Here is a 20925-nt window from a genome sequence, read left to right as displayed (position 1 = left end):
AGCGGCGGTTCCTGAACCTTCCCAACAGGCGGTGACCATGTTCGAGGCGAAGCCGAGGCCCCGGAGACTGGGCTGGGCGGTGGTGGGCTGTGGCTGGGTGGCACGGGACTACGTCATCCCTGCGCTCCAGGGAGCGAGCAACGCGCGGCTGGTGGCCCTGTGCGACGCGAACGCGGAGGCGCTGATGCGCATCCCGGCGGACGACGTGAATCGCTACACCGAGCTGGGGTCGGTGCTGGCGGACAAGGACGTGCAGGCCGTCTACATCGCCACGCCCAACCACCTGCACGCGGCGATGACGGAGGCGTGCGCGGCGGCGGGAAAGCATGTGCTGTGCGAGAAGCCCATGGCGGTCACGCCGCGCGACGGCCTGCGCATGGTGTCCGCGTGCCAGCGCGCGGGCGTGCACTACGCCACCGCGTTCGACCAGCGCCACCACGCGGCGCACCGCAAGCTGCGCATGCTGGTGAAGGAGGGCGTGCTGGGCACCGTCACCCAGGCGCGCATCCACTACGCCTGCTGGCTGCCCGAGGACTGGACGCCGGACAACTGGCGCATCGACCCGGAGCAGGCCGGCGGCGGCGCGATGATCGACCTGGCACCGCACGGCCTGGACCTGCTGGAGGTGGTGCTGGGCGACGAGTGGGAGTCGCTCACCGCCATGACTCAGCGGCGCGTGCACTGCTACGCCGTGGACGACGGCGCGGTGCTGATGGGCCAGTTCAAGAGCGGCGCACTGGGCCTGTTGCAGGTGGCCTACAACTGCCCGGACGCGTACCCCCGGCGCACGCTGGAGCTCATCGGCACCCGGGCGCGAGCGCTGGCCTACAAGACGATGGGCCAGACACCCGGCGGCTCCCTGTCGCTCATCGACGCGAAGACGGGAGAGGAGACGTGGGTCCCTCTGTCGCCGGAAGAGGACCGGAGCCCCTTCCTCCGCCAGGTGGAGGTCTTCTCCACGTGCGTGCTGGAGGGCCGTCCACAGCCGTTCGCGCCAGAGCGCGACGTGCGGTTGGTGGGGCTGCTGACGCAGGCGACGCAGGCCGGAAAGGCGTTTCCGCCATGCCACTGACCCGCTACGCCTGCACCCACTGCGGCACATGGCAGCCGGGCTTCCCTCGCGAGCGGCCCACGGGCTGTCCCACGTGCCTGGACGTGCGCAACGCGCTGCCGCGCGACGGCTGGGACTTCCAGACGGCGGGCCAGGTGTCGGAGCGGCTCACCACGCGCTGGGAGGAGGCGCTGCCCGGCATCTGGGGCTTCACGTGCACGCCGCCCTTCGGCCTGGGCTCCACGGGGTGGCTGTTGCGCAGACCCGAGGGCAACGTCTGCTTCGAGGGCGCGCCCTGGTACTCGCGGCCCGCGCTGGAGTTCATCGAGGTGATGGGCGGCCTCCAGGTGCTGTCCGCGTCGCACCCGCACGGCTTCGGGGCGCTGTGGCAGTTGCAGGAGCACTTCGACCCGCTGCTCGTGCTGCACCGGGACGCGGTCCAGTACAGCAAGGCCTTCCAGGTGCGCTGGCCGGTGGATGACGAACATGAGCTGGCGCCGGGCCTGACGTTGCATTGCGTGGGCGGCCACTACGAGGGCCAGACGGTGCTGTACGACGCGCGCACCCGTTCACTGTTCTGCGGCGACGCGCTGAAGGTGGACCTGGACGCGCGAGGCAGGCCCACGGGCCTGTCGTGCCACAAGGGCTTCCACTACGCGATTCCGCTGAGCCACGGCGAGCTGCGCCGCTACCGCGCGGTGCTCAAGCAGCTCCCGTTCGAGAACGTCTTCACCCCGTTCGAGTTCGCGCGAGGCGTCACCCGCGAGCACGCGCTGGCGCTGTTCGACCGGCTGCTCTCGGGCATGCCACACACCCGTCCCCTGCCCTTGGAGGAACTGTCATGAGCATTGCCCGAGCCCTGGATGCGTATCACCACGCCATGTCCACCGGCGCCCTGCAGATGTTCCGCATCGACCCCATCGACCGGCTGGGAATTCCCGTGGCCTCCGCCAGTCTGGCGCTGGGGGGCGGTTCGAGCGCGGTGCTGCACGGCAACGGCTATGGCCGCACGGACGAAGAGGCGCGGGTGGGCGCGCTGGGCGAGCTGGTGGAGGAGACCTTCTGTGAGCTCGCGATGCACCGAATGCCGCGCGTGCACGGCAGCTACGAGGCGCTGGTGCGCGCGAGAGGGCCCACCGCGGTGGCGGATCCGCTCACGCTGGGGCTGCCCGCGGGCAGTCCGTATCAACCGGACCTGCCGCTCGTCTGGGTGGAGATGCAGCGGCTGTCCACGGGGGAGCGGGTGCTGGTGCCGGAGGAGTACGTCGCCATCCACCCCGGGCAATTGCAGGGGAGAACACCGCTCATCACACCCATCACCAACGGCCAGGGCGCGGGGCTGACGCGGCCCCAGGCGCTGGCGCACGGCCTGCTGGAGCTCATCCAGCGCGACGGCAACGGGCTGATGTACCGCGCCATGGACCAGGGCGTGGAGCTGGACCTGGAGGGCACGGACCTGGCGCCAGATGTGCGCGAGCTGTTGGAGCTCTACCGCCGCGCGGGCGTGGAGGTGATGGCGAAGCTGGCCAGCACGGACTTCGGCCTGGTGAACCTGTACGTGGTGGGCCGCGACCTGTCCGTGGGGGACCAGCCGCTGATGGTGACGGCGTGCGGAGAGGCGGCCGACCCGGACCGGGACCGGGCGCTGCGCAAGGCGCTGCTGGAGTACGCCTGTTCGCGCGCGCGCAAGGCGTTCATGCACGGGCCGCTGAGCCACGTGGCCCGGGTGGCACCGCCGGAATACATGGACCGCTTCGTGCCGCGGGTGGACCTGGACGCGGAGGAGCCGCGCGCGCTGAACGCGATGGTGGAGTGGGCGCGGCTGCCGGCCTCGGCGCTGCGAGAGCTGACGGCGTGCACGCTGATGGTCCGCCAGAAGGTGCGCTTCGAGGACCTGCCCCGTTCGCCCACCGTGGAGGACCCCTCGCTCCGGTGCGACCACGTGGTGAGGCAGCTGCACTCGGAGGGCTTCGACATCCTGGTCGCGGACCTGTCGCCGCCGGGCCGGCAGGTGCACGTGGTGAAGGCGCTGGTGCCGGGCCTGGAGGTGGAGACGATGACGTACAACCGCCTGGGCGAGCGCAACGTGGCGCGGCTCCTGGAGCGCAGGGACCCGCTGGTGGGCCTGGGAGCACCGCCGTCGGGAGCGCAGCCGGTGCGACTGACGCCGGAGGCCGAGTCACGGCTGGGAGGCCCCGTCTGGTTCAACGTGCGGCTGGCGGAAGCGCGAGTGGGGAGGCTGTACGCGCTCTACCGGGAGCCGGACCGCCACGCGGTGCCAGCGGTGCTCGCGAGCCGCCGCTTCGGAGGGCAGTGAGCCATGGCCCTGCGCTTCGCATACAACACCAACGGCGTGTCGAATCACCGCTTCGAGGACGCGCTGGGCCTCATCGCGGACAGTGGCTACGACGGCGTGGCGCTGACGCTGGACCACCACCACTTCGACCCGTTCGCGCCGGACTTCGAGCGGCGCACGGAACAGCTCGCCACGAGGCTGGAGCGGCTGGGCCTGGGGCTGGTGGTGGAGACGGGGGCGCGCTTCCTGCTGGACCCGCGGAGGAAGCACGAGCCCACGCTCATCACTCCGGACGCGCAAGGGCGCGCGCGACGGCTGGAGTTCCTGAAGCGCGCGGTGGACGTGTGCGGGACGTGCCGGGGGGAAGCGGTGTCCTTCTGGGCGGGAGTGCCACGCCCAGGAGTGACGGAGAAGGCCGCGTGGCCGTGGCTGGTGGACGGCGTGGCACGGCTGGCGGAGTACGCGGCGGCGCGCGGCGTGGTGCTGGCAGTGGAGCCGGAGCCGGGGATGCTGGTGGAGACGGTGGACGATTGGCGCCAGTTGGAGACGCGGGTGCCCGGCGTGCGTCTGGCATTGGACGCGGGGCATCTGCTGGTGACGCAGGAGCGGACGCCCGCGGAAGCGGTGCGCGAGTTCGCGCAGGCGCTGGGCACGGTGGCGCTGGAGGACATGAGGCGCGGCGTGCATGAGCACCTGCCCTTTGGCGAAGGGGACGTGGACGTGCCGTCGGTGCTGCGCGAGCTGACACGCTCGGGCTACGACCGGCTGGTGTGCGTGGAGCTGTCGCGGGACGCGCACCGGGCGCACGAGCTGGTGCCCTGGGCGCTGGAATGGTTGAGGAAGCGCCTGCCGACGGGCGCGGAGGTGGCGGCATGAACACCGTGAACGGACTGCGAATCTGTTTCATCTCCCGGCGTTTCTTCCCGGCCATCTCGGGGATGAGCGTCTATGCGCTGAACCTGGTGCGGGAGCTGGTGGCGTGCGGGCACGACGTGACGATGGTGAGCCAGTACCGCAGCGACGCGGCGGGCATGGCGGTGTACGGGGGCGGGCCGCCACCGGGAATCCCAGGCGCGCACGTGCTGGGCTGCGAGTCGGTGGGCGAGCAGCGCATCAATCAGGGCCAGCCGGCGAGCTTCGAGCATGACCTGGAGGTGATGGTGAACACGGTGGTGCGCGAGCACCGGCGCCGCCCGTTCGACCTCATCCATGCGCAGTACGGCTATCCGTGCGGCCTGGCGGCGCTGCAAGCGGCGAGGCTGTTGGGATTGCCCAACGTCGTCTCCATCCAGGGCGGGGATGGGCACTGGGTGGGGGCCTGCTGCGGGACGCACAAGCAGGCCATGCTCGCGGTGCTGGGCCACGCGGGGGCGCTGCTGATTGGGAGCAGGTCCTTCGCGCAAGAGGTGAGCGAGAACCACGGGACGCCGCTGGAGCGGTTCACCATCGTCCCCGGCGCCACGGACACACTGCGCTTCCATCCGAGGAGTGAGTCGGCGGTGGGCGAAACGCGGGACGTGCCGGTGTGGCTGTACCACGGCCGGGTGGACGCTCGGAAAGGGGTGATGGAGCTGCTGGATGCCGTGCAGCGGCTGGTGGCGGACGGGCGGAGGTTCAAGCTGCGGGTGTCTGGGATTGGACCGGACCTGGAGGCGGTGCGAGCGAAGGTGGAGACGGAGGGGCTCCACGGCGTGGTGGAGCTCACGGGGGCATCCCTCTACGCGAAGGCGCCGGACCTGTACCGGAGCGCGGACCTGTTCGTGTCGCCCACGTATTCAGAGGGGTTCTCCAACACGCTGCTGGAGGCGATGGCCTCCGGGCTGCCCATCGTGTCGACGCGAGCGGTGGGGGTGGTGGACTGCCTGGAGGACGGGCGGGACGCGCTGCTGGTGCCGCCGAAGGACAGCGCCGCGCTGGCGGAGGCGATGGGCCGGATGATGGACGACGCGCCGCTGCGCAAGCGGTTGGCGGCGACGGCGCTGCGCGAGGTGCGGGAGTTGTACTCGTGGCGTGCGGTGGGGCGGAGGATTCAAGGCGTCTACAGGAACCTGACAGGCACGCGGCCAGACACGCGGTGGACGCACCTCTACGACCCGGCGATGACGGAGGAGCGAGCGGACCACACGTGCCGCTTCCGGGCGGAGCCGCACCTCCTATGAGCACGGCCCTGTTCGTGTCGCCGCACCTGGACGACGTGGCCTTCTCCTGTGGAGGCACGTTGGCGGCGTTGAAGGCGAAGGGGTGGACGGTGGCGCTCGTCACCGTCTTCACGAAGTCGGTGCCGGGGCCGAAGGGCTTCGCGCTGCAATGTCAGACATCGAAGGGACTGGGGCCGGAGGTGGACTACATGGCCCTGCGGAGGAAAGAGGACCGAGCCTTCGCGGCCTGCATGGGCGTGGACCAGGTGCGCTGGGGGGACCTGGAGGAAGCGCCGCACCGGGGCTACTCGAGCCCTGAAGCGCTGTTCCAGCCACCGCGAGCGGACGACGTCATCGAAGCGAAGGTGGCGAAGTGTTTGAAGCCGGTGTTGTGGGACCTGAAGCCGGACCGGGTCTTCGTGCCCCAGGCCCTGGGAAGCCACGTGGACCACGTGCACGTAGTGCGAGCCGTGAAGGGGCTGGGCATCCCAACGAACCGGATCCTCTACTACCGGGACACGCCGTACGCCGTGCGCCAACCGAAGGCCCACCCCGACGCCGCCGTGCCCCAGGGCCTGCACTCGCTGGCGGTGGACATCACGGAGCACCTGCCGAAGAAGGTGGAGGGCTGCGTCCGCTACGGCACGCAGCTGGGCTTCCAGTTCGGCGGAGTGGACGACCTGGCGCGGACGCTCACGGCGTTCCACCGGATGGAAGCACAGACACGCGGTCAGTCAGGAGCCGCGGAGGTGTTCCTGACGGAGTCATCACAGGGCGCGCAGTAGACCGGCTGCATCGAGAATCTGGTGCACCTCCGTGGCCAACCGGACGTGTTCCGGGTTCGTCACCGTGAAGCGTTCCTCTGTGAGGATGACCAGCGTTCCCAGGTCCTCCACGGGCTCGACGCGCACTGTGGCAGGGAGCGGAGGAACCTCTCCCCACTGCCGGGAGAAGTAGGTCATCCAGCCCACGAAGGTGCCTACGTCTCCCGACGATGAGACCTGGTCTCGGTATTGCTCGGATGCAACGACACCCCACGCCGGCGCCCAACAGCGCACCACGGCCCGGATCACCTCGCGCAAGACGGGTGCGGTCAGTACGCGCCCTGCCACGTCACCACGGCGAGGAGGACTGACCAGGCATATCGACGTCGGCACATCATCCGCGGAACCGCAGTAACCATCGACCAGAGTTGTCTCCTCCGGATGTGTTCCCGCCCACAGCCAATAGCGAAAGGCATCACCCAGCCGGTTCTTCTTCCGCGCGAACAGCTTCAGGAAGTTTGCACGGTCTGTCGAGAACGTGCGTGCACTGGCTTCCCTGAACGTGCGTCCGGACTCGTGCCACACCCGCCACCCAGGCTCAAGGCGGCCCAGTTCGTTGAACAGGTTTGACGCTCGAGTGGCGCAGGACTCCGCGTCCTCGGAGCGCCCCAGCCAGTAGGCCCCTACGTAGCAGTTGTCAGTCATTCGGTCGGCGCGGCTCGTTGCTCCGGAGTGAGGGAGCGTACTTCCACTCCGACATTTCGGCGCCTGAATAGAGCACGCAATGCAGCTGCGAATTTCTCCTCGGCGACCACCCATCGAACGCGAATTCCTCCGGACACCCTCAACTGCCGCTGAGCCTGATCAACCAGGGCATCCTCTTTCGTGAAGAACTCTTTTGCCTTCAGGTCGGTACCAAAGAACTTCTCGTAGCCAGGTCCCTTGGCTTCCAGCAGAACAGGCTCCTCCAGATCGAAGCCGTCAAAGTCGACCTCCTCGTCCCCTCGCTTGACCCGGTACGCGGAGCCCTTCGGAGCCCCCGTCACCTGCGCTTGATAGTCGCGGGCCCGGTTGGACATCGACTCATTCACCTGCACCCACTTGCCCGGCCCACCTGCTGGCGGCATCCCTCCGCTGCTGCTCGCAGGAGGCGGGCCCCTCGTGGCCATGGTCACCGCCGTGGACGCGAGCGTCACCTCCACCACGCCGTCCACCACCGCCACCGCGCTCACGTCCAACACGCGCGCCGGGTTGAAGCCCACCTGCGCCGAGCCCGCGCTCACCGCGTCCGGGAAACGTGGCATCAACGAGAGCGCGGACGACAGCCCCACTGTCACGCCGTGACTCACCAGCATCGTCACCGCGAGCACGAAGACGCGTGCCACCTCTGGCCCCAGTGCCTGCGCGAAGACCTCCGCCGCTTCCTCCAGTTCCTGGAACGTCCGCGCCCGGTCCGTCGCATCCTTCAGCGCCCAGCACGCGCGCACTACGGCGACGAACGACTGCACACCCACGTACGCCAGGAACACGGCCGCAATCACCGCCGCGGCCTTCGTGAACACGGGCTCCGGCGCCGCGGCCAGCACCACCCAGGACGCAATCGCGCCCGACACCACGGACACGAAGAACTCCGGATTCAGCGTGTCCTGCAGCGCGGCCCCGATGCTCGCGCGCAAGAGGTCCAGCGACATGCCCACCGCGAGCGTCAGCCGGTCCAACTCACCGAAACCCGCACCGTCCTCCAGCAAGGACAGACAGTCCCCAGGAGCCTCATGCGCCCGGCACCACCGCCCGTACCCGTCCCGCAGCATGAACCCGAATCCCAGGTCCAGCTGCGCCCCCTTCTTCGCGACCGTGCGCACCACCCTCGGTGCCCGCACCGTCAGTGGCGCCTCCAGCACCAGCCGCGTCAGCGCCTCCTCGAACTCCCGAGCGCTGACCGGCACACGGCGGTCCCACGTGGCCGGGGCGTATGTCCGGGTCTCCCGTTCCGTGCGCAGCCGCACCGTGGGTCCACTGGCGCAGCCCGCCCAGAACACCAGCAGCATCAGCCAGCAGCCAGCCCGTCCCCACGGTTTCGTGCCTAAGTGGCGTCTCCAACCCACGACGTGTCGTCTAGACTGCTCCGAGGACCGCGAATGTCTCCCAGGTCCCCGGAGCACGAATCATGACGTCCATCTCGGATGAAACCCACCAGCGCATCACCGACCTCTGCGCCCAGGGAGACACCGCGGCGGGAGAGGACGACTTCGAGCAGGCCCTGAAGCACTTCAAGGCCGCCCTCGCCCTGATTCCCGAACCCACCCGCGACCATCAGCAGAACACCTGGGTGCGTGCCGCCATCGGCGACATGTACTTCCAGCTCGAACGCTTCGAGGACTGCCGCGAGCACTTCCGGGATGCCGTCCACTCACCGGGCGGGCTCGGCAATCCCTTCATCCACCTGCGGCTCGGCCAGTGCGCCCTGGAGCTGGGAGACGAAGCCCGCGCGGCCGACGAGCTGGCTCGCGCCTTCATGGGCGGAGGCGAGGAGCTCTTCGAAGGCGACGACGCGAAGTACCTGGAGTTCATCCAGTCCCGCCTGCAACCGCCCCAGGACGTCTGAGGGCTCCGGGGACCCGAGCGCCGGACTCCCTGCTCGACCTGGCGCCTCACGCACGCGGGGCATGCACACCCTGAGGCGTGAACCCGTTCCCGCGAGGAGGCGCCCATGACACGCCAGCAGCCGAGCACCGTCCGTCCCTTCTTCCCGGAAGGCTTCCGCGAAGGCGACGAGGACGTCAACGGCACGCGGATCCACTTCGTCATCGGCGGCAAGGGCAGCCCCGTCGTGCTGCTGCACGGCTACACGCAGACGCACCTCATGTGGTGGCGCCTGGCGCCGGAGCTCGCGAAGGAGCACACCGTGCTCATCCCAGACCTGAGAGGCGCGGGTAGCTCGGCCGCTCCCGCGCAGGGCTATGACAAGGAGACGATGGCCGGCGACATGCGCGCGCTGGTGAAGAAGCTCGGCTTCGACAAGGTCTCCGTCGTGGGCCACGACATCGGCCTGATGGTCGCCTACGCCTACGCCGCCCGGTTCCCCGGCGAGGTCGAACGCCTGGCCCTCCTGGATGCGTTCCTGCCGGGCATCGAACCCTGGTCCGACCAGGTCATGAAGAGCCTGGACGTGTGGCACTTCACCTTCAACGGCCCCACCGCGGAGAAGCTGGTGCAGGGGCGCGAGCGCATCTACTTCGACCATTTCTGGACCGACTTCGCCGCCAATCCCCAGGCCGTCGGCGAAGCGGAACGGCAGGCGTACACGGAGGCCTACGCGGCCCCGGGCCGGCTCCACTCGACATGGGGCTACTTCCAGGCGTTGGACCAGGACAAGAAGGCCTTCCGGGAGCTGGCCCGGAACAAACTCCCCATGCCCGTGATGGTCATTGGCGGTGACAAGTCCATGGGCGAACCGCTCGTCGCGCAGGCGCGAGCGGTGGCAACCCAGGTCGAGCCCCACATCCTCCGGGACACCGGCCACTGGGTGACCGAGGAGCGGCCAGCGGAGGTCCGCGAGCTGCTCGGAGACTTCCTCCGGGCGTGACGCCTGGCCTTCCGCGCCCGCTAGGCTCCGAAGCCGCCCAGCGCCGCGCGGCTGAAGCTGGCCGCGCCCTGGCTGACGCGCACGGCGGACTGGCTGAACACCTGGAACGCGGCGCGGATCTCCTGGGCGCTCTGCCCCGGCGTGAGAATCCACCGGTCCGAAATGCCCATCTCCTGGAACACGCGCCGGAAGTCCGTCACCCCATCGTCGATGCCCATCGCCGCGACGATGTGGTTCTCCACCCGGTGCAGGTCCTTCACCAGTGCCGCCACGTCCTTCGCCCGCGCCTTCTGCGAGCCCGCGTCAGCGCCGTCCGTGATGAGCAGCGTCACCGTGCGCACCGGCACTCCGTTGCCGCTGAACTCCTGCGACTTCGCCAGCACCGTGCCCAGCAGCACCACCGCCTGGTCGTACAGCGGCGTCCCCTGGTCCGCCGAGTAGTTCTTCGAGTGCATCCGCACCACGTCCTCCAGCGGCCGGAACGGATTGAGCACGTGTCCGTTCAGGTAGCGCGTGTGGAACAGCACGCCGTCCTTCTGCTGGCTCGCCAGCAGCGCGTCCAGCACCAGGTTGTGCCCGTCACACACCGTCTTCGTGTGCCCCGCGTGCGAGATGCTCCCGGAGTCATCCGGCATCACCGTCACCAGCACCACCTCGCTCGCCTGCACGTCGTCCACGTGGATGCCCAGACCCGCTTGGATCTGCGCCCCCAGGTCCACCACCGTGAGCGTCTGCAACCCCGCGGGGCTGAGGATGCCCTCCGCGTGCGCGTCCTCGAAGAGCTTCGTGACACCCGTCCCGTTCGCCTTGCTCATGTCCGTGTCTCCCTTCGTGTGAGTGCCAATTCCAGACGTCACGCCAGGTGCAGGTCCGGCCAGCTCGCCAGCGGATCCGTCGACTTCACCAGGTGCATGCCCGCGTCAGCGAAGCGCTTGAGCGCCGCGTCCGCCTGCGGCGTGAAGTCCGCCGCGAAGCCGCCCTTGCCGTCCGGCACCGTCACCGACGACATGCAGTCCGTCAGCAGGTACACCTTGCGAGCCAGCGCCGCGTCCTGCGCGACAATCTCCCCCAACAGGTCGTCGATGCTGCTCTTCACGCAATGGCTGGCCGCCTGCCCGCCAATCACCACCGCGTCCGACGTGAGCAGCGTCTTCAGGAACTGCGTGTTGCGCTGCGCGAGCGGCTGGCCGTCATGCCGCATCAACACCTCCGGCCGCAGCACCGAGTAGTTCTCCGTCAGCGGGTTGCCGCCCTTCACCTCCGCCCACGACTGCACGCCGCGCGCGTACGAGTGGAACAGCCGCGCCTCCTGCACCACGCCCGACAGCGCGTGCCCGTCGCTGCCCAGCAGGCAGTGCGGCGGCCACAGGTAGAGCGTGTACTTCCCCGCGCGCTCCAGCTCCTCGCAGTAGAACTTCACCTGCTTGAGCAGCCACGGGTAGTTGCCGCCGCACAGCCACTTCGCCACCGCGGGGTTCGGCCTCGCCTGGCCGCGCTCAATCTGCTCGCGAGTCACCTCGCGGTACGGCTGGAGCGGCTGGTCGTCCTGGTCCACCCAGAACGACGGGAAGAAGATCTGGAAGGCGAAGTGCGTATCCAGCGTCGCGGTGACGTTCGTCAGCGTCCCCAGGTTCCGGTAGATGAACTCCGCGATGCGGCGGTTGTCGTCGATGGCGCCCCGCCCGCTGCGCCCCGCCACGTACAGCGAGCCATCCGGGAAGCAGAAGTCCTTCTGCACGTCGATGAGCAACAGGTGCAGGTTGAAGCGGTCCGTGGCCGCCGCCGTCACGCCCTGCGCCGCCTTCCACGCTCCGGCGTCACGCTGGAGCTTCCCGGCGTTCGCGCCGTAGCCGTACTCCGCCGCGTGGCTCGAATTGTAGAACCCGGGCAGCGGCAGTTCCTTCGCGGTCGTCTTCTTCATGTCCATCCCCCTGTGTGTGTTTCACTTCATCCGCAGCAAGGTGAGGTCCTGGGCCCCCACCACCGTCAATCCCTCTCGCGACAGCAGGAGCTCGCGGCCCGCGTCCACGAACGGCTCCGCGTCCGGGAACTCGCGCACCGCCACCAACTGGCCCTGCTGGAGCTCCACGCGCGTCAGCCCCACGTCCGTGGCACAGAAGAGCGCGCCCCCCACGGCGCACTTTCCACGCAGCGTCCCCAGCCACGAGCCGTCTCCCGCGCCAGCCCGGGCGCTCGCGCGCACCGTTCCATCCGAGCCCAGCAACACCGCGTGGTGCACCGTGCGGCCGTTGGCCTCTTCCGCCAGCAGCAGCCACACCGAGTCCGCGTCGAACACCGCCTCCGCGTCCAGCAACTGCCCTGACGGCCACGGCAGCGCGAGCCCGTCCCGCAGACCCTTGCGCTCCACGTTGAACAGGAACGCTCCCCGCAGCCCCGCCGCGCGGTGGAACCCCAGGCCGAACCGGGGTCCCACGAACAGCCGCGTCTGCCCCTGCAATACGTCCCCCCAACGCTCGGCCCCATACACGCCGTCCCGCCACAGCCCGCCGCCCGACGCCCAGAACCGGTGTCTGGCATTGGCCGCGAACACCGGCCGGTTCTCACAGACATCCACGCCCAGGAACTCCTGCTCCCGGCCCGGCGTGAACACCGCCACGCGGCCCCTCTGCCCCAGCAGCGTCACATCCCCCTGCACCGCCCAGCGCAGCGTCGGGTCCAGCGCGCCACGCATCACCGTGCGGCCGTCCTCGCGCCTGTACGCGCCGTCCGCGTGGTAGACGAAGCGCACCACTCCGTCCTCCGCGCTCGCGTGCACCATCACGCCGCGGGTCGTGAACGTCCGCTTCGCCGTCACCTGACCGCGCACCGCCGACACCGGCGTGGCAGCCACCGTCGCGTGCGGCTGACACGTGGGACACGCGGCCCGCGCGTGCTCCAGGCCACACGACGCGCACACCGTGAAGCGAAGTCCCTCCAGCACTGGCAGCGGGAACGCGCCGCGCCGGTCCTCCACGAACACCTGGTGGAACAGGTGCAGCAAGTCATCCGGCAGCGCGACCCGAGGCAGCGCGGGCTTGGGGTACTGCACGTCAGGGTGGAACACCGTGACGCGCTGGAGCATCCGTCCCACCGCGTTCAACCGCGCCGCCTGCGTCTTCGGCTTGTGGATGCCGCCCTGCGGTCCCACGCACAGGAGCGACTGCATCACGGTGACGGCGAAGGCATACCAATCGCTCTCCAGCGTCGCTGGCCGCGCGGGCGTCAGCGTCTGCGCGCTCGGGTCCAGCCGCAGCGGGTCCAGGAACTTCTCCGTGAACACCGGGCACAGGTAGGGACCGAACTGGAAGCTGTCCGCGTCGATGAAGTACGCGTCCGTGCCCACCGTCAGCACGTTCAAGTCATTGAAGTCCCCCACCACCACACTGGCCGAGTGCACCGCCGCCAGCACCCGGTGCAGCCCCGCCAGCACCGTCACCGCGTCCGCGGCCTTGCCTCCCGCGCGCCGGAACGAGGGCTCGCTCCACCGGCGCAGCGGCTCCACGCCGTCCAGCTTGCGCATCGCATAGCCCAGCACCTCCGCGCCCTTCTTGTCCGTGGCCAGGGCCTGCGGCGTCACCACTCGCGCAGGAAGGCCCGAGGGAAACGCGCGCAGCTTGCGCTGGTGCTCCACGAGCCGGGCCTTCGCCGCGGCCTGCTCGGGCAACAGGCCCAGGTAGTCCGGGTGCTCGGGCTGCTTGAAGACCTTGAGCGCGCGGCCATCGCCCAGGTCATACACATCCGCCTCGCCGCCCTTGCCCAGCGCATGCTGCGGATCCAACCGGACCTTCTTTCCCTCCAGCCAGACGTCCATGGCCTCACGCCCTCCCCATCCGGCGGCGCAGCACCACCAGCGTGGTGTCGTCCGTCAGCAACCCCGGCGTGCGCAGCAGCCGCCGCTCCGCGAAGTCCGCGCGCACCGACTCGCGATTGAGCTGGGCCAACCGCCGTCGCACCGCGTCCGGGTTCGTGAAGTACCGGTCCTCCGTCCAGAAGCGCGACAGCGGGCCCACCGCTTCATCGCGCTCCGGCAGCCGCGCCTGCGAAAGGTCCAGCAGGTCCCCCACTCCGTCCGTGCCCACCAGCAGCGCGTGCACATCCTCCGTGGGCACCAGCGCCCGGCGTTCCAGCCGCACGTCCTCGCCGCGCAGCAGCGCATACGCGAGATACGGCGGCGCGTTGCCCGGGAACGGCCCCAGCGCGTGCACCTCGCCGTTGAGCATCCACACCCCGTCCCCCGACGAGAAGACGAGCGTGTGAGCCGGCGTCATCACCGCCCCCACCAGCGTGAAGAGCAGGTCCCCCAGCACGTCGCGCCCCAGCGCGGATGCCAGGCCCTCCATCAGCTCCAGCAGGTCCGCGCGCAGCCCGGTCAGGAAGTCCGCGCCGTCCACGGTCTCACCCCGCGCCAGCCTCGCATGCGCCGCCTGCGCCAGCCGCCGCACGCCCAGCTGCGCCCCCAACTCGCTGCACGGTTGGCTGCCACACCCGTCCGCCACCACCACCACCAGCCCGTGCTCGCTCTCCCGGACGCAGGCGGCGTCCTGGTTGTTGCGTCCCGAGCGCGCGTGCTCCCGCCCCTGCACCGAACCCACCGCGACATCGAAGGGCAGCGTGGACATGGCTCTCCCGTGGCCCTCGAAAAGGGCTCGCACGACCCGGAACCTGCTGGCGAGTGGACGGCCCCACGCCGTCCGACTTCGTGTATCTACGACACCAACATAGTGTCCACATGACACTAAGTCAAGGCGACGTGGGACAACCTGTCAGCGGGCGCCGATGGGTGTGGCGGGAGGTGGGTGTGTTTAGAGCTCGAAGTTGAAGCCGGCCTTCTCGAGCTGTTTGTACTTCTTGTGGTCGAACCGGTAGAGGCGCGCGGCGCGGTGGGAGACGTCCTGCTCCACCTCGTCCAGCTCCTCCAGCAGGTCCATGGCGAGGATCTTCTTGCGGAAGTTGCGCTTGTCGAGCTCGCGCTCCAGCACCGTTTCGTACAGCCGCTGGAGCTGCGACAGCGTGAACTTGGGCGGCAGCAGTTCGAACCCGATGGGCTGGTAGCGCACCTTGCCCTTGAGCCGTTGCAGCGCGGTGGACAGCACGTCCGCGTGGTCGAACGCGAGCTTCGGCGTATCCCAGACGGAGAACCACGCCGCTTCACGCGCGTCGGTGGACGCCTGGAGGTGGTGCTGGGACAGCTTCACCAGCGCGAAGTACGCCACGGTGATGACGCGGCCCCGGGGGTCGCGGTCCGGAGAACCGAACGTGTAGAGCTGCTCCAGGTGGCTGGTGCGCAGGCCCGCTTCTTCCTCCAGCTCACGGCGCGCGGCGTCCTCCAGGGACTCGTCCATGCGCACGAAGCCGCCGGGCAGCGCCCACCGGCCCTGGTACGGCTCCACGCCGCGCTGGATGAGCAGCACCTTGAGGTCCTCTTCGTCCAACCCGAAGACGACGCAGTCCACCGTCACCGCAGGGCGCGGGTACTCATAGGTGTGGCTCACGGGGAAACCCTCCGGCCAGCATCGTGTCCAGAGGACACGGTGCCGGCAAGCGCCTTCATGCGCTCATCGGAGGGTGCGGCGGGCTAGACCGCGACGAGCCGCCCCAGGCGACGCCAGTCGACCAGGTTGACGTTCTCCTCCGCCAGGTCGAACTCCAGCGAGCGGCGCATGCCCAGCACGTCGCCGCCCATCTGGAAGGGGACGTCGCGGTCGAAGTCCATCCGCAGGCGCTCCACGAAGAAGTCGTGCATGCGCGGCATGGGGTGCTCGCCGCGCCACAGGCGGAACATGTTGCGTGTGGCCTCCATCACGCCCGCGCCGTACACGCGCACGGACAGCCGGTGCGGCACCGCCTGCGCGAACGGGAACGCCTTGAAGCCGAAGCCCCACTCCGGCGTCGTCGCCGCGCCCGCCACGCCCGCGGGGCCCTGGTACAAGAGCTGCCCCTCGCCGGCGTTGGGCAGCGGCCGCACCGCGCCCGTCGCGTCGATGGTCAGCGCGGGCGCGCCCAGGTTGTAGACGGAGACGTTCGGGTTGCCCTCGCCGAACAGATGGCGAGGCACCGTGCGCGTGAACATGGCGCCCAGGTAGCCGCGCAGGCCGGCCTGCGACTTCTTCAGCGGACCGGCCGCGGCGAGCTGGTTCTTGAAGTCCTGAATCATCTCCGCGTCCCAGCCCGTGCCCGCGAAGGGCGCCACCCGGCCCTCCACCCGCACCAGGGAGAAGGGACGCAGGGGAGGCAGGCGCTCGCCGTACGCGGCGATCTGCTTCAGGGCCACATGGGGACGCGGCGCCCCGGTGACGCGGGCCCAGGCGTTGCCCGTGCCCAGCGGCAGCACGCCAATGGCCGGCAGGGCCACACCCTGGGAGCGCAGCTCGTTGAGAAGGCCCGTGATGGTGCCGTCGCCTCCGCCCGCGAGCAGCAGGCTGGGCGGGTCATGCCGGAGCTGGTCCACCCACTCCTGGGCTTCCTCCAGGGAACGGGTCAGGGCCACCCGGGCCCGGGGGAGCAGGTCTCTGACGAGCCCGCCCATCCCCTCGGACCCTTTACGCGCGCGCAGATTGACGAGGACGGCGATGTTCATGGCGGGCGTGACTCTTCCCCAGTTCATGTCATGGCCCCGTCACGAAAAGAGCCCCGGCATGGGGACTCCTCCGGAAACATGGGCATCACACCCCCAGGGCGTGGGCCAGCCGTGCTTCCAGGTGCCGCTCGGCCGCACGCCGGCGCAGCGTCACCGCCGCGGCGGCCAGCCCTCCGGCCACCAACAGACGACGTAGCCATTGTTTTCCGGTGCCGTGGTAACCGCCCGAGGCCGTGTCCCCCTCCTCCATGGGCTGGAAGATGTTGCCGGGGGTAGGGCCCTGCCGCTCGCCCTTGAAGTGCAGCGCGTCCGTGCCGGCCCGCATGGTGCGCTCGTACGTGCGAGGGAACAGGCCGTGCATCGCCGCGAAGCTCTTCCCCGCGGGGCCGACAATCACCTCGTCCTGGGGGTGGCGCAGCACGCGGAGGATGGTGCGGGCCACGCGCTCCGGCGTGTAGACGGGCTCCACGGGGCGGATGCGCCAGCCGGTGTAGTTGGCGGTGTGGCGCCACAGGGGCGTGTCGATGGCGGCGGGCATCACCGTGCACACGTCGATACCCGTGCCCAGCAGCTCCTGGCGCAGCGACGCGGAGAAGCCGCGCACCGCGAACTTGGAGGCCACGTAGGCGCTCAGGTACGGCGCGGGCACGGTGCCAAAGGTGGAGGACACGTTGACGAGCGTCCCGTAGCCCTGGCGGCGGAACCGGGCCAGCGCCGCGCGCGCGCCGCTCACCGTGCCGAAGAAGTTGGTCTCCATGAGCTGGCGGAACGCCTCGTCCGGCGTCTCCTCCAGGCTGCCCAGCATGTAGACGCCCGCGTTGTTCACCCAGCCGTCGAAGTGGCCGAAGGCCTCCACCGCGGCCTCCGCCAGCTTCCGCACGGCCTCCGCGTCCGCCACGTCCGTGGGGACCACCAGCGCCTGGACACCGTGGGACTCGCACTCGGCCGCCAGCTCCTCCAGGGGGTCCTCCCTGCGCGCGGCGAGCACCACGTGGGCGCCCTTCTTCGCCAGGAGCAGCGCGGTGGCCCGGCCAATGCCGCTGGAGGCGCCCGTGATGACGATGACCTTCTTCTTCCAGATGCGATCCATGGAGTGGGGTCCTTGTGGCGGGCCCGGCGGCCCGAGCATTCGAAAGGGTTCGTGGACGGAAAGGTGGGGATGACGCCCGGCGTCGCACCCGGGACACAGGTGACTCACCCGGAGGGCAACCAGCGAGGCAGGGGGCCCGGAATCCGGACGGGGGTCCACGTGCGGGACCGGGAGGCAGGTGCCGGGGGTCGCTGGCCTGGAGGGTGGACAGTCCGGTAGAGGACGGAACGCGGCCTGCATCGCCGGTCCGGCCATCCCTTCCACACCCACGTGACCATGCCCTTCCGTCCGAAGCCGTCCGCCTTCGCGCTGATGTTGTGCCTGCTGTGCGCCACCGCCTCGGGAGCCGCGCCCCACCGGCTGGTGGTCTCCAGCGGCGACTGCCGGGACGCGGAGCTGAACGGCCAGTCCAAGGCGTTCTACGACGCCCTCCGCGCCCGCCCCGAACAGCACCTGCTGAGCGCGCCCGAGTTCGCCGAGCGCCTCTTCCCCGACTCCTCGCGCTCCTTCGAGGACCTCCAGCGCCAGCTGGACGCCGCGCAGGACCAGTTCTACGAGGGCCGCAACGCCCGCGCGATTCAGCTCCTGGACGACGCCCTGAGCGACATCCGCCGCCTGCCGCCGGGCGAGCCGCGCTGGAAGCTCTTCGCCCACGCGCAGCTGCTGCACGGGCTCAACCACCGGGCGATGGGGAAGACGAAGGACAGCGACGCGGCCTTCCTCCAGGTGCTGCGCCTCCAGCCGAAGTACCAGTTGGACCCAGACCAGTACGCCCCCTCCATCCGGCAGGCCTTCGAGAAGCTGCGCCGAGACCTGGCCAAGACGCCGAAGGTGAAGCTGTCCCTGAAGTCCACGCTGCCCGCGGCGGACGTGTACCTGGAGGGCCTGAGCGTGGGGCAGACGCCGCTCACGCTGGAGCTGCCCGCGGGCGCGTACGAGCTGACGATGGTGAAGGGGGACGCGGTGAGCTTCCCCCGGCAGGTGCAGGCGCAGGGGGCGGACACGCCGCTGCTGGTGGACCTGGCCTACGAGGGGTCCGTGACGGCCGCGCCCTTCCCGTGCCTCGCCGCCGCGGACGGCAACGAGGAGCGCACCTGGAGCCACGCGGTGCGCCTGGGCGGCACGCTGGGCGTGGAGGAGGTCATCGTCGTGCGGCTGGAGCGCCCGAGCAGCGGGCCCAAGTGGTTCGCCGCCACGGTGCTCAACGTCGACGGCGGGCAGAAGCTGCGCGAGGGCGGCTTCAAGACGCAGGGCCTGGACGCGCCCGGTGAGGCCCTCTCCGCGCTGGTGGACTTCGTCACCACCGGACGCTCGCCCTCCAACCTCGTGGTGATGAACAACGCCAACGGCAAGGCGCCCTGGGACGCGGGCGGCGCGCGGGGCACGGCCAGCGCCTCCGGCACGGGCGCGGACCTCACCGCGCCCAACCTGCTGTCGGAGGACGTCTCCAGCGACGCCGCCCCCAGCACCGGCCTGCGCACGGCGTCGTACGTGACGGTGGGCGCGGGCGTGGCGGCTTTGGGTGGCGCGGGCGTGGTGCGGCTGCTGGCCCAGAAGGACCTGAACGGCCTGGAGGACCGCCGCGCGGCCAATGGCGGCCAGCTGGTGAGCACGGATGCGCGGGCCGTCGCGCTGCGCGACTCTCTGGTGGGCAAGAGCAACGTCATGACGGGGCTGCTCGTGGGCGGCGGCGCGGCGGTCGTCACCGGGGCGGTGCTCTTCCTCGTGTCCTCCCCCGCGAAGCCAGCGCCCGTGACGCTGGGTGTGACGGCGGACGAGACGGGCGCGGCGGCGAGCGTGTCCGGAACGTTCTGAGCGGACGGTCCCGTCCGGAGGTTCCTGGATGGGAAGCGCCGGGCGCGTAGAGTCGCGCCACATGCGCGCTTCCCTCCTGCTGTTGCTGCTCACGGCGAGCACCGCCCTCGCCGCGCCCCGGACGTTCCGCGTCGACTACTTCCACACCGGCAACGCCACCGAGGAGCGCTTCAGCCTGGAGCGGCTGGTGGTGGAGCCCCTGCCCTGGCCGGGCCACCCGGCGCGGGCCATCGACGAGACGAACCTGGGCAAGTACCTCTTCGAGGTGCGGGACCGGAAGACGAACCGGCTGCTGTTCTCGCGCGGCTTCGCCTCCATCTTCGGCGAGTGGGAGCTGACGGACGAGGCGAAGCAGGCCCACCGCACCTTCAGTGAGTCGCTGCGCTTCCCCGCGCCGGACAGCCCCGTCCAGGTCATCCTGAAGAAGCGCGACGCGCAGAACGCCTTCCGCGAAATCTGGTCGCTGGTGGTGGATCCGAAGGACCCCTTCGTGGATCCGTCCTCGCCGCCCGCGCCGGGCCCGCTGCTGAAGCTGCTGGAGAACGGGCCGCCGCAGGACAAGGTGGACTTCCTCATCATGGGGGACGGCTACACGGAGGCGGAGCGCGCCAAGTTCGAGAAGGACGCTCGCAAGCTGGTGGACATCCTCTTCAGCTATTCCCCCTTCAAGGAGCGCAAGGCGGACTTCAACGTCTGGGGGCTGATGCCCAAGGCGGCCGAGTCCGGCATCTCCCGGCCCTCCACCGGCGTCCACCGCCGCCCGCCCCTGGGCTCCACCTACGACGCCTTTGGCGCCGAGCGTTACATCCTCACCTTCGACAACGCCGCGCTGCGTGACACCGCCGCCTTCGCGCCCTACGAGTTCGTGGAGATCCTCTCCAACGGCAACACCTACGGCGGCGGAGGCATCTACGGCCTCTTCAGCACCGTGGCCGCTGACAGCCTCTGGGCCCCCTACGTCTTCGTCCACGAGTTCGGCCACCACTTCGCGGGGCTGGCGGACGAGTACTACACGTCCGCCCCCGTCTACGGCTCCGCGCCCTCGGAGCGGGTGGAGCCCTGGGAGAAGAACGTCACCGCGCTCCACGACCCCGCCCAGCTCAAGTGGAAGGACCTGGTGGCGCCGGGGACCCCGCTGCCCACGCCCTGGAATCAGCCCGCCTATGACGCGCACGCCCTGCAGGTGCAGCAACGCCGGCAGAAGATTCGTTCAGAGCGCAAACCCGAGTCGGAGATGGACGCGCTGTTCGTGGCGCAGCGGGACTGGGAGGAGAAATTCCTGGGCACGCAGAAGTTCTCCGGGAAGGTGGGCGCCTTCGAGGGCGCGCACTACGAGGCGAAGGGCTACTTCCGGCCGCAGATGGACTGCATGATGTTCACGCGGGACCGGGTGCCTTTTTGCGCGGTGTGCCAGCGCGGCATCAGCGAGGTCATCGACCTGTACGCGGGCCCAACGTCCGCCCCTGCACGGAAGAGTCCCTGACTTTCTTTGATTCCCAGGCCCCTGGGCGTCCTTTCGAGTGACAGGGACGTGGCAGGTGGTTGGGCAAATGGACGCCCCTCTGTTTTCGGGTGTAAGGGGGACCGCACCTGCAATCTGGACACCCC

19 protein-coding genes are annotated in these 20925 nt (G+C 69.9%); 10 read left to right on the top strand and 9 right to left on the bottom strand.

The genetic code is table 11. The annotated features are described in order from the left end of the window. Window positions 1–37 precede the first annotated feature (37 nt). From GTZ93_RS00355 to GTZ93_RS00330, 6 genes are read left to right on the top strand one after another with little or no spacing between them, the layout of a single operon-like run. Window positions 38–1072: a Gfo/Idh/MocA family protein gene (locus tag GTZ93_RS00355; protein ID WP_139914989.1), complete on the top strand. Its 1035-nt coding sequence runs from the start codon at window positions 38–40 to the stop codon at window positions 1070–1072. Continuing rightward, entirely contained in the window at window positions 1063–1896 is an 834-nt protein-coding gene (locus GTZ93_RS00350) for an MBL fold metallo-hydrolase (protein ID WP_139914988.1), read from the top strand. The genes GTZ93_RS00355 and GTZ93_RS00350 overlap by 10 nt, the downstream gene beginning before the upstream one ends. Continuing rightward, the gene (locus tag GTZ93_RS00345; RefSeq protein WP_139914987.1) at window positions 1893–3368 is read left to right on the top strand and encodes a YcaO-like family protein; all 1476 of its coding nucleotides are present in this window, start codon (window positions 1893–1895) and stop codon (window positions 3366–3368) included. The genes GTZ93_RS00350 and GTZ93_RS00345 overlap by 4 nt, the downstream gene beginning before the upstream one ends. 3 nt (window positions 3369–3371) lie before the next feature. Beyond that, window positions 3372–4223 carry a sugar phosphate isomerase/epimerase family protein gene (locus GTZ93_RS00340; RefSeq protein ID WP_139914986.1) on the top strand — a complete coding sequence of 284 codons (852 nt, stop codon included), beginning with the start codon at window positions 3372–3374 and terminating at the stop codon, window positions 4221–4223. Beyond that, window positions 4220–5506 (top strand): glycosyltransferase family 4 protein, encoded by a 1287-nt coding sequence (locus tag GTZ93_RS00335; RefSeq protein WP_139914985.1) that lies wholly within the window; start codon window positions 4220–4222, stop codon window positions 5504–5506. Before GTZ93_RS00340 ends, GTZ93_RS00335 begins: the two co-directional genes overlap by 4 nt. Beyond that, window positions 5503–6270, top strand: a complete 768-nt coding sequence (locus GTZ93_RS00330; protein WP_139914984.1) for a PIG-L deacetylase family protein — start codon at window positions 5503–5505, stop codon at window positions 6268–6270. The genes GTZ93_RS00335 and GTZ93_RS00330 overlap by 4 nt, the downstream gene beginning before the upstream one ends. Here the strand turns inward: GTZ93_RS00330 and GTZ93_RS00325 are convergent. Then, a complete protein-coding gene (locus GTZ93_RS00325) occupies window positions 6253–6954 on the bottom strand; it encodes an immunity 52 family protein (RefSeq protein ID WP_139914983.1) in 702 nt (233 codons plus the stop codon). The two genes, GTZ93_RS00330 and GTZ93_RS00325, sit on opposite strands and share 18 nt — an antisense overlap. Beyond that, window positions 6951–8297 carry a SitA5 family polymorphic toxin gene (gene sitA5, locus GTZ93_RS00320; RefSeq protein ID WP_139914982.1) on the bottom strand — a complete coding sequence of 449 codons (1347 nt, stop codon included), beginning with the start codon at window positions 8295–8297 and terminating at the stop codon, window positions 6951–6953. The genes GTZ93_RS00325 and sitA5 overlap by 4 nt, the downstream gene beginning before the upstream one ends. A 119-nt stretch (window positions 8298–8416) precedes the next feature. Here sitA5 and GTZ93_RS00315 point away from each other — a divergent pair, with 119 nt between their 5' ends. Both GTZ93_RS00315 and GTZ93_RS00310 read left to right on the top strand, forming a co-directional pair. After that, window positions 8417–8854 (top strand): tetratricopeptide repeat protein, encoded by a 438-nt coding sequence (locus GTZ93_RS00315; RefSeq protein ID WP_139914981.1) that lies wholly within the window; start codon window positions 8417–8419, stop codon window positions 8852–8854. A 105-nt stretch (window positions 8855–8959) separates the two neighbouring features. Beyond that, window positions 8960–9835 carry an alpha/beta fold hydrolase gene (locus GTZ93_RS00310; protein ID WP_121752723.1) on the top strand — a complete coding sequence of 292 codons (876 nt, stop codon included), beginning with the start codon at window positions 8960–8962 and terminating at the stop codon, window positions 9833–9835. A gap of 20 nt (window positions 9836–9855) precedes the next feature. Here the strand turns inward: GTZ93_RS00310 and GTZ93_RS00305 are convergent, their stop codons facing one another. The 7 genes from GTZ93_RS00305 to GTZ93_RS00275 all read right to left on the bottom strand — a co-directional run bounded on the left by GTZ93_RS00305 (window position 9856) and on the right by GTZ93_RS00275 (window position 17502). Beyond that, on the bottom strand, window positions 9856–10650 hold the full coding sequence (locus tag GTZ93_RS00305) for a hypothetical protein (protein WP_139914980.1): 795 nt from the start codon (window positions 10648–10650) through the stop codon (window positions 9856–9858). A gap of 38 nt (window positions 10651–10688) precedes the next feature. Further along, a complete protein-coding gene (locus GTZ93_RS00300; RefSeq protein ID WP_139914979.1) occupies window positions 10689–11756 on the bottom strand; it encodes a cysteine hydrolase family protein in 1068 nt (355 codons plus the stop codon). 21 nt (window positions 11757–11777) lie between these two features. Beyond that, window positions 11778–13646 carry a hypothetical protein gene (locus tag GTZ93_RS00295; protein ID WP_139914978.1) on the bottom strand — a complete coding sequence of 623 codons (1869 nt, stop codon included), beginning with the start codon at window positions 13644–13646 and terminating at the stop codon, window positions 11778–11780. A gap of 4 nt (window positions 13647–13650) precedes the next feature. Further along, a complete protein-coding gene (locus GTZ93_RS00290) occupies window positions 13651–14454 on the bottom strand; it encodes a protein phosphatase 2C domain-containing protein (protein ID WP_139914977.1) in 804 nt (267 codons plus the stop codon). A gap of 183 nt (window positions 14455–14637) precedes the next feature. After that, on the bottom strand, window positions 14638–15327 hold the full coding sequence (locus tag GTZ93_RS00285) for an NUDIX hydrolase (protein ID WP_120574597.1): 690 nt from the start codon (window positions 15325–15327) through the stop codon (window positions 14638–14640). 83 nt (window positions 15328–15410) lie between these two features. Further along, window positions 15411–16412, bottom strand: a complete 1002-nt coding sequence (locus GTZ93_RS00280) for a diacylglycerol/lipid kinase family protein (protein WP_139914976.1) — start codon at window positions 16410–16412, stop codon at window positions 15411–15413. A gap of 85 nt (window positions 16413–16497) precedes the next feature. Continuing rightward, a complete protein-coding gene (locus GTZ93_RS00275; RefSeq protein ID WP_139914975.1) occupies window positions 16498–17502 on the bottom strand; it encodes an SDR family NAD(P)-dependent oxidoreductase in 1005 nt (334 codons plus the stop codon). A 276-nt stretch (window positions 17503–17778) separates the two neighbouring features. Here GTZ93_RS00275 and GTZ93_RS00270 point away from each other — a divergent pair, with 276 nt between their 5' ends. Next, on the top strand, window positions 17779–19317 hold the full coding sequence (locus GTZ93_RS00270; RefSeq protein ID WP_139914974.1) for a PEGA domain-containing protein: 1539 nt from the start codon (window positions 17779–17781) through the stop codon (window positions 19315–19317). A gap of 61 nt (window positions 19318–19378) precedes the next feature. Continuing rightward, window positions 19379–20800, top strand: a complete 1422-nt coding sequence (locus tag GTZ93_RS00265; RefSeq protein ID WP_139914973.1) for an IgA Peptidase M64 — start codon at window positions 19379–19381, stop codon at window positions 20798–20800. Window positions 20801–20925: the final 125 nt, after the last annotated feature.

The sequence above is a fragment of the Corallococcus exiguus genome, assembly GCF_009909105.1.
GTDB lineage: Bacteria > Myxococcota > Myxococcia > Myxococcales > Myxococcaceae > Corallococcus > Corallococcus exiguus.
This window is presented reverse-complemented; position numbering and strand designations above follow the sequence as displayed.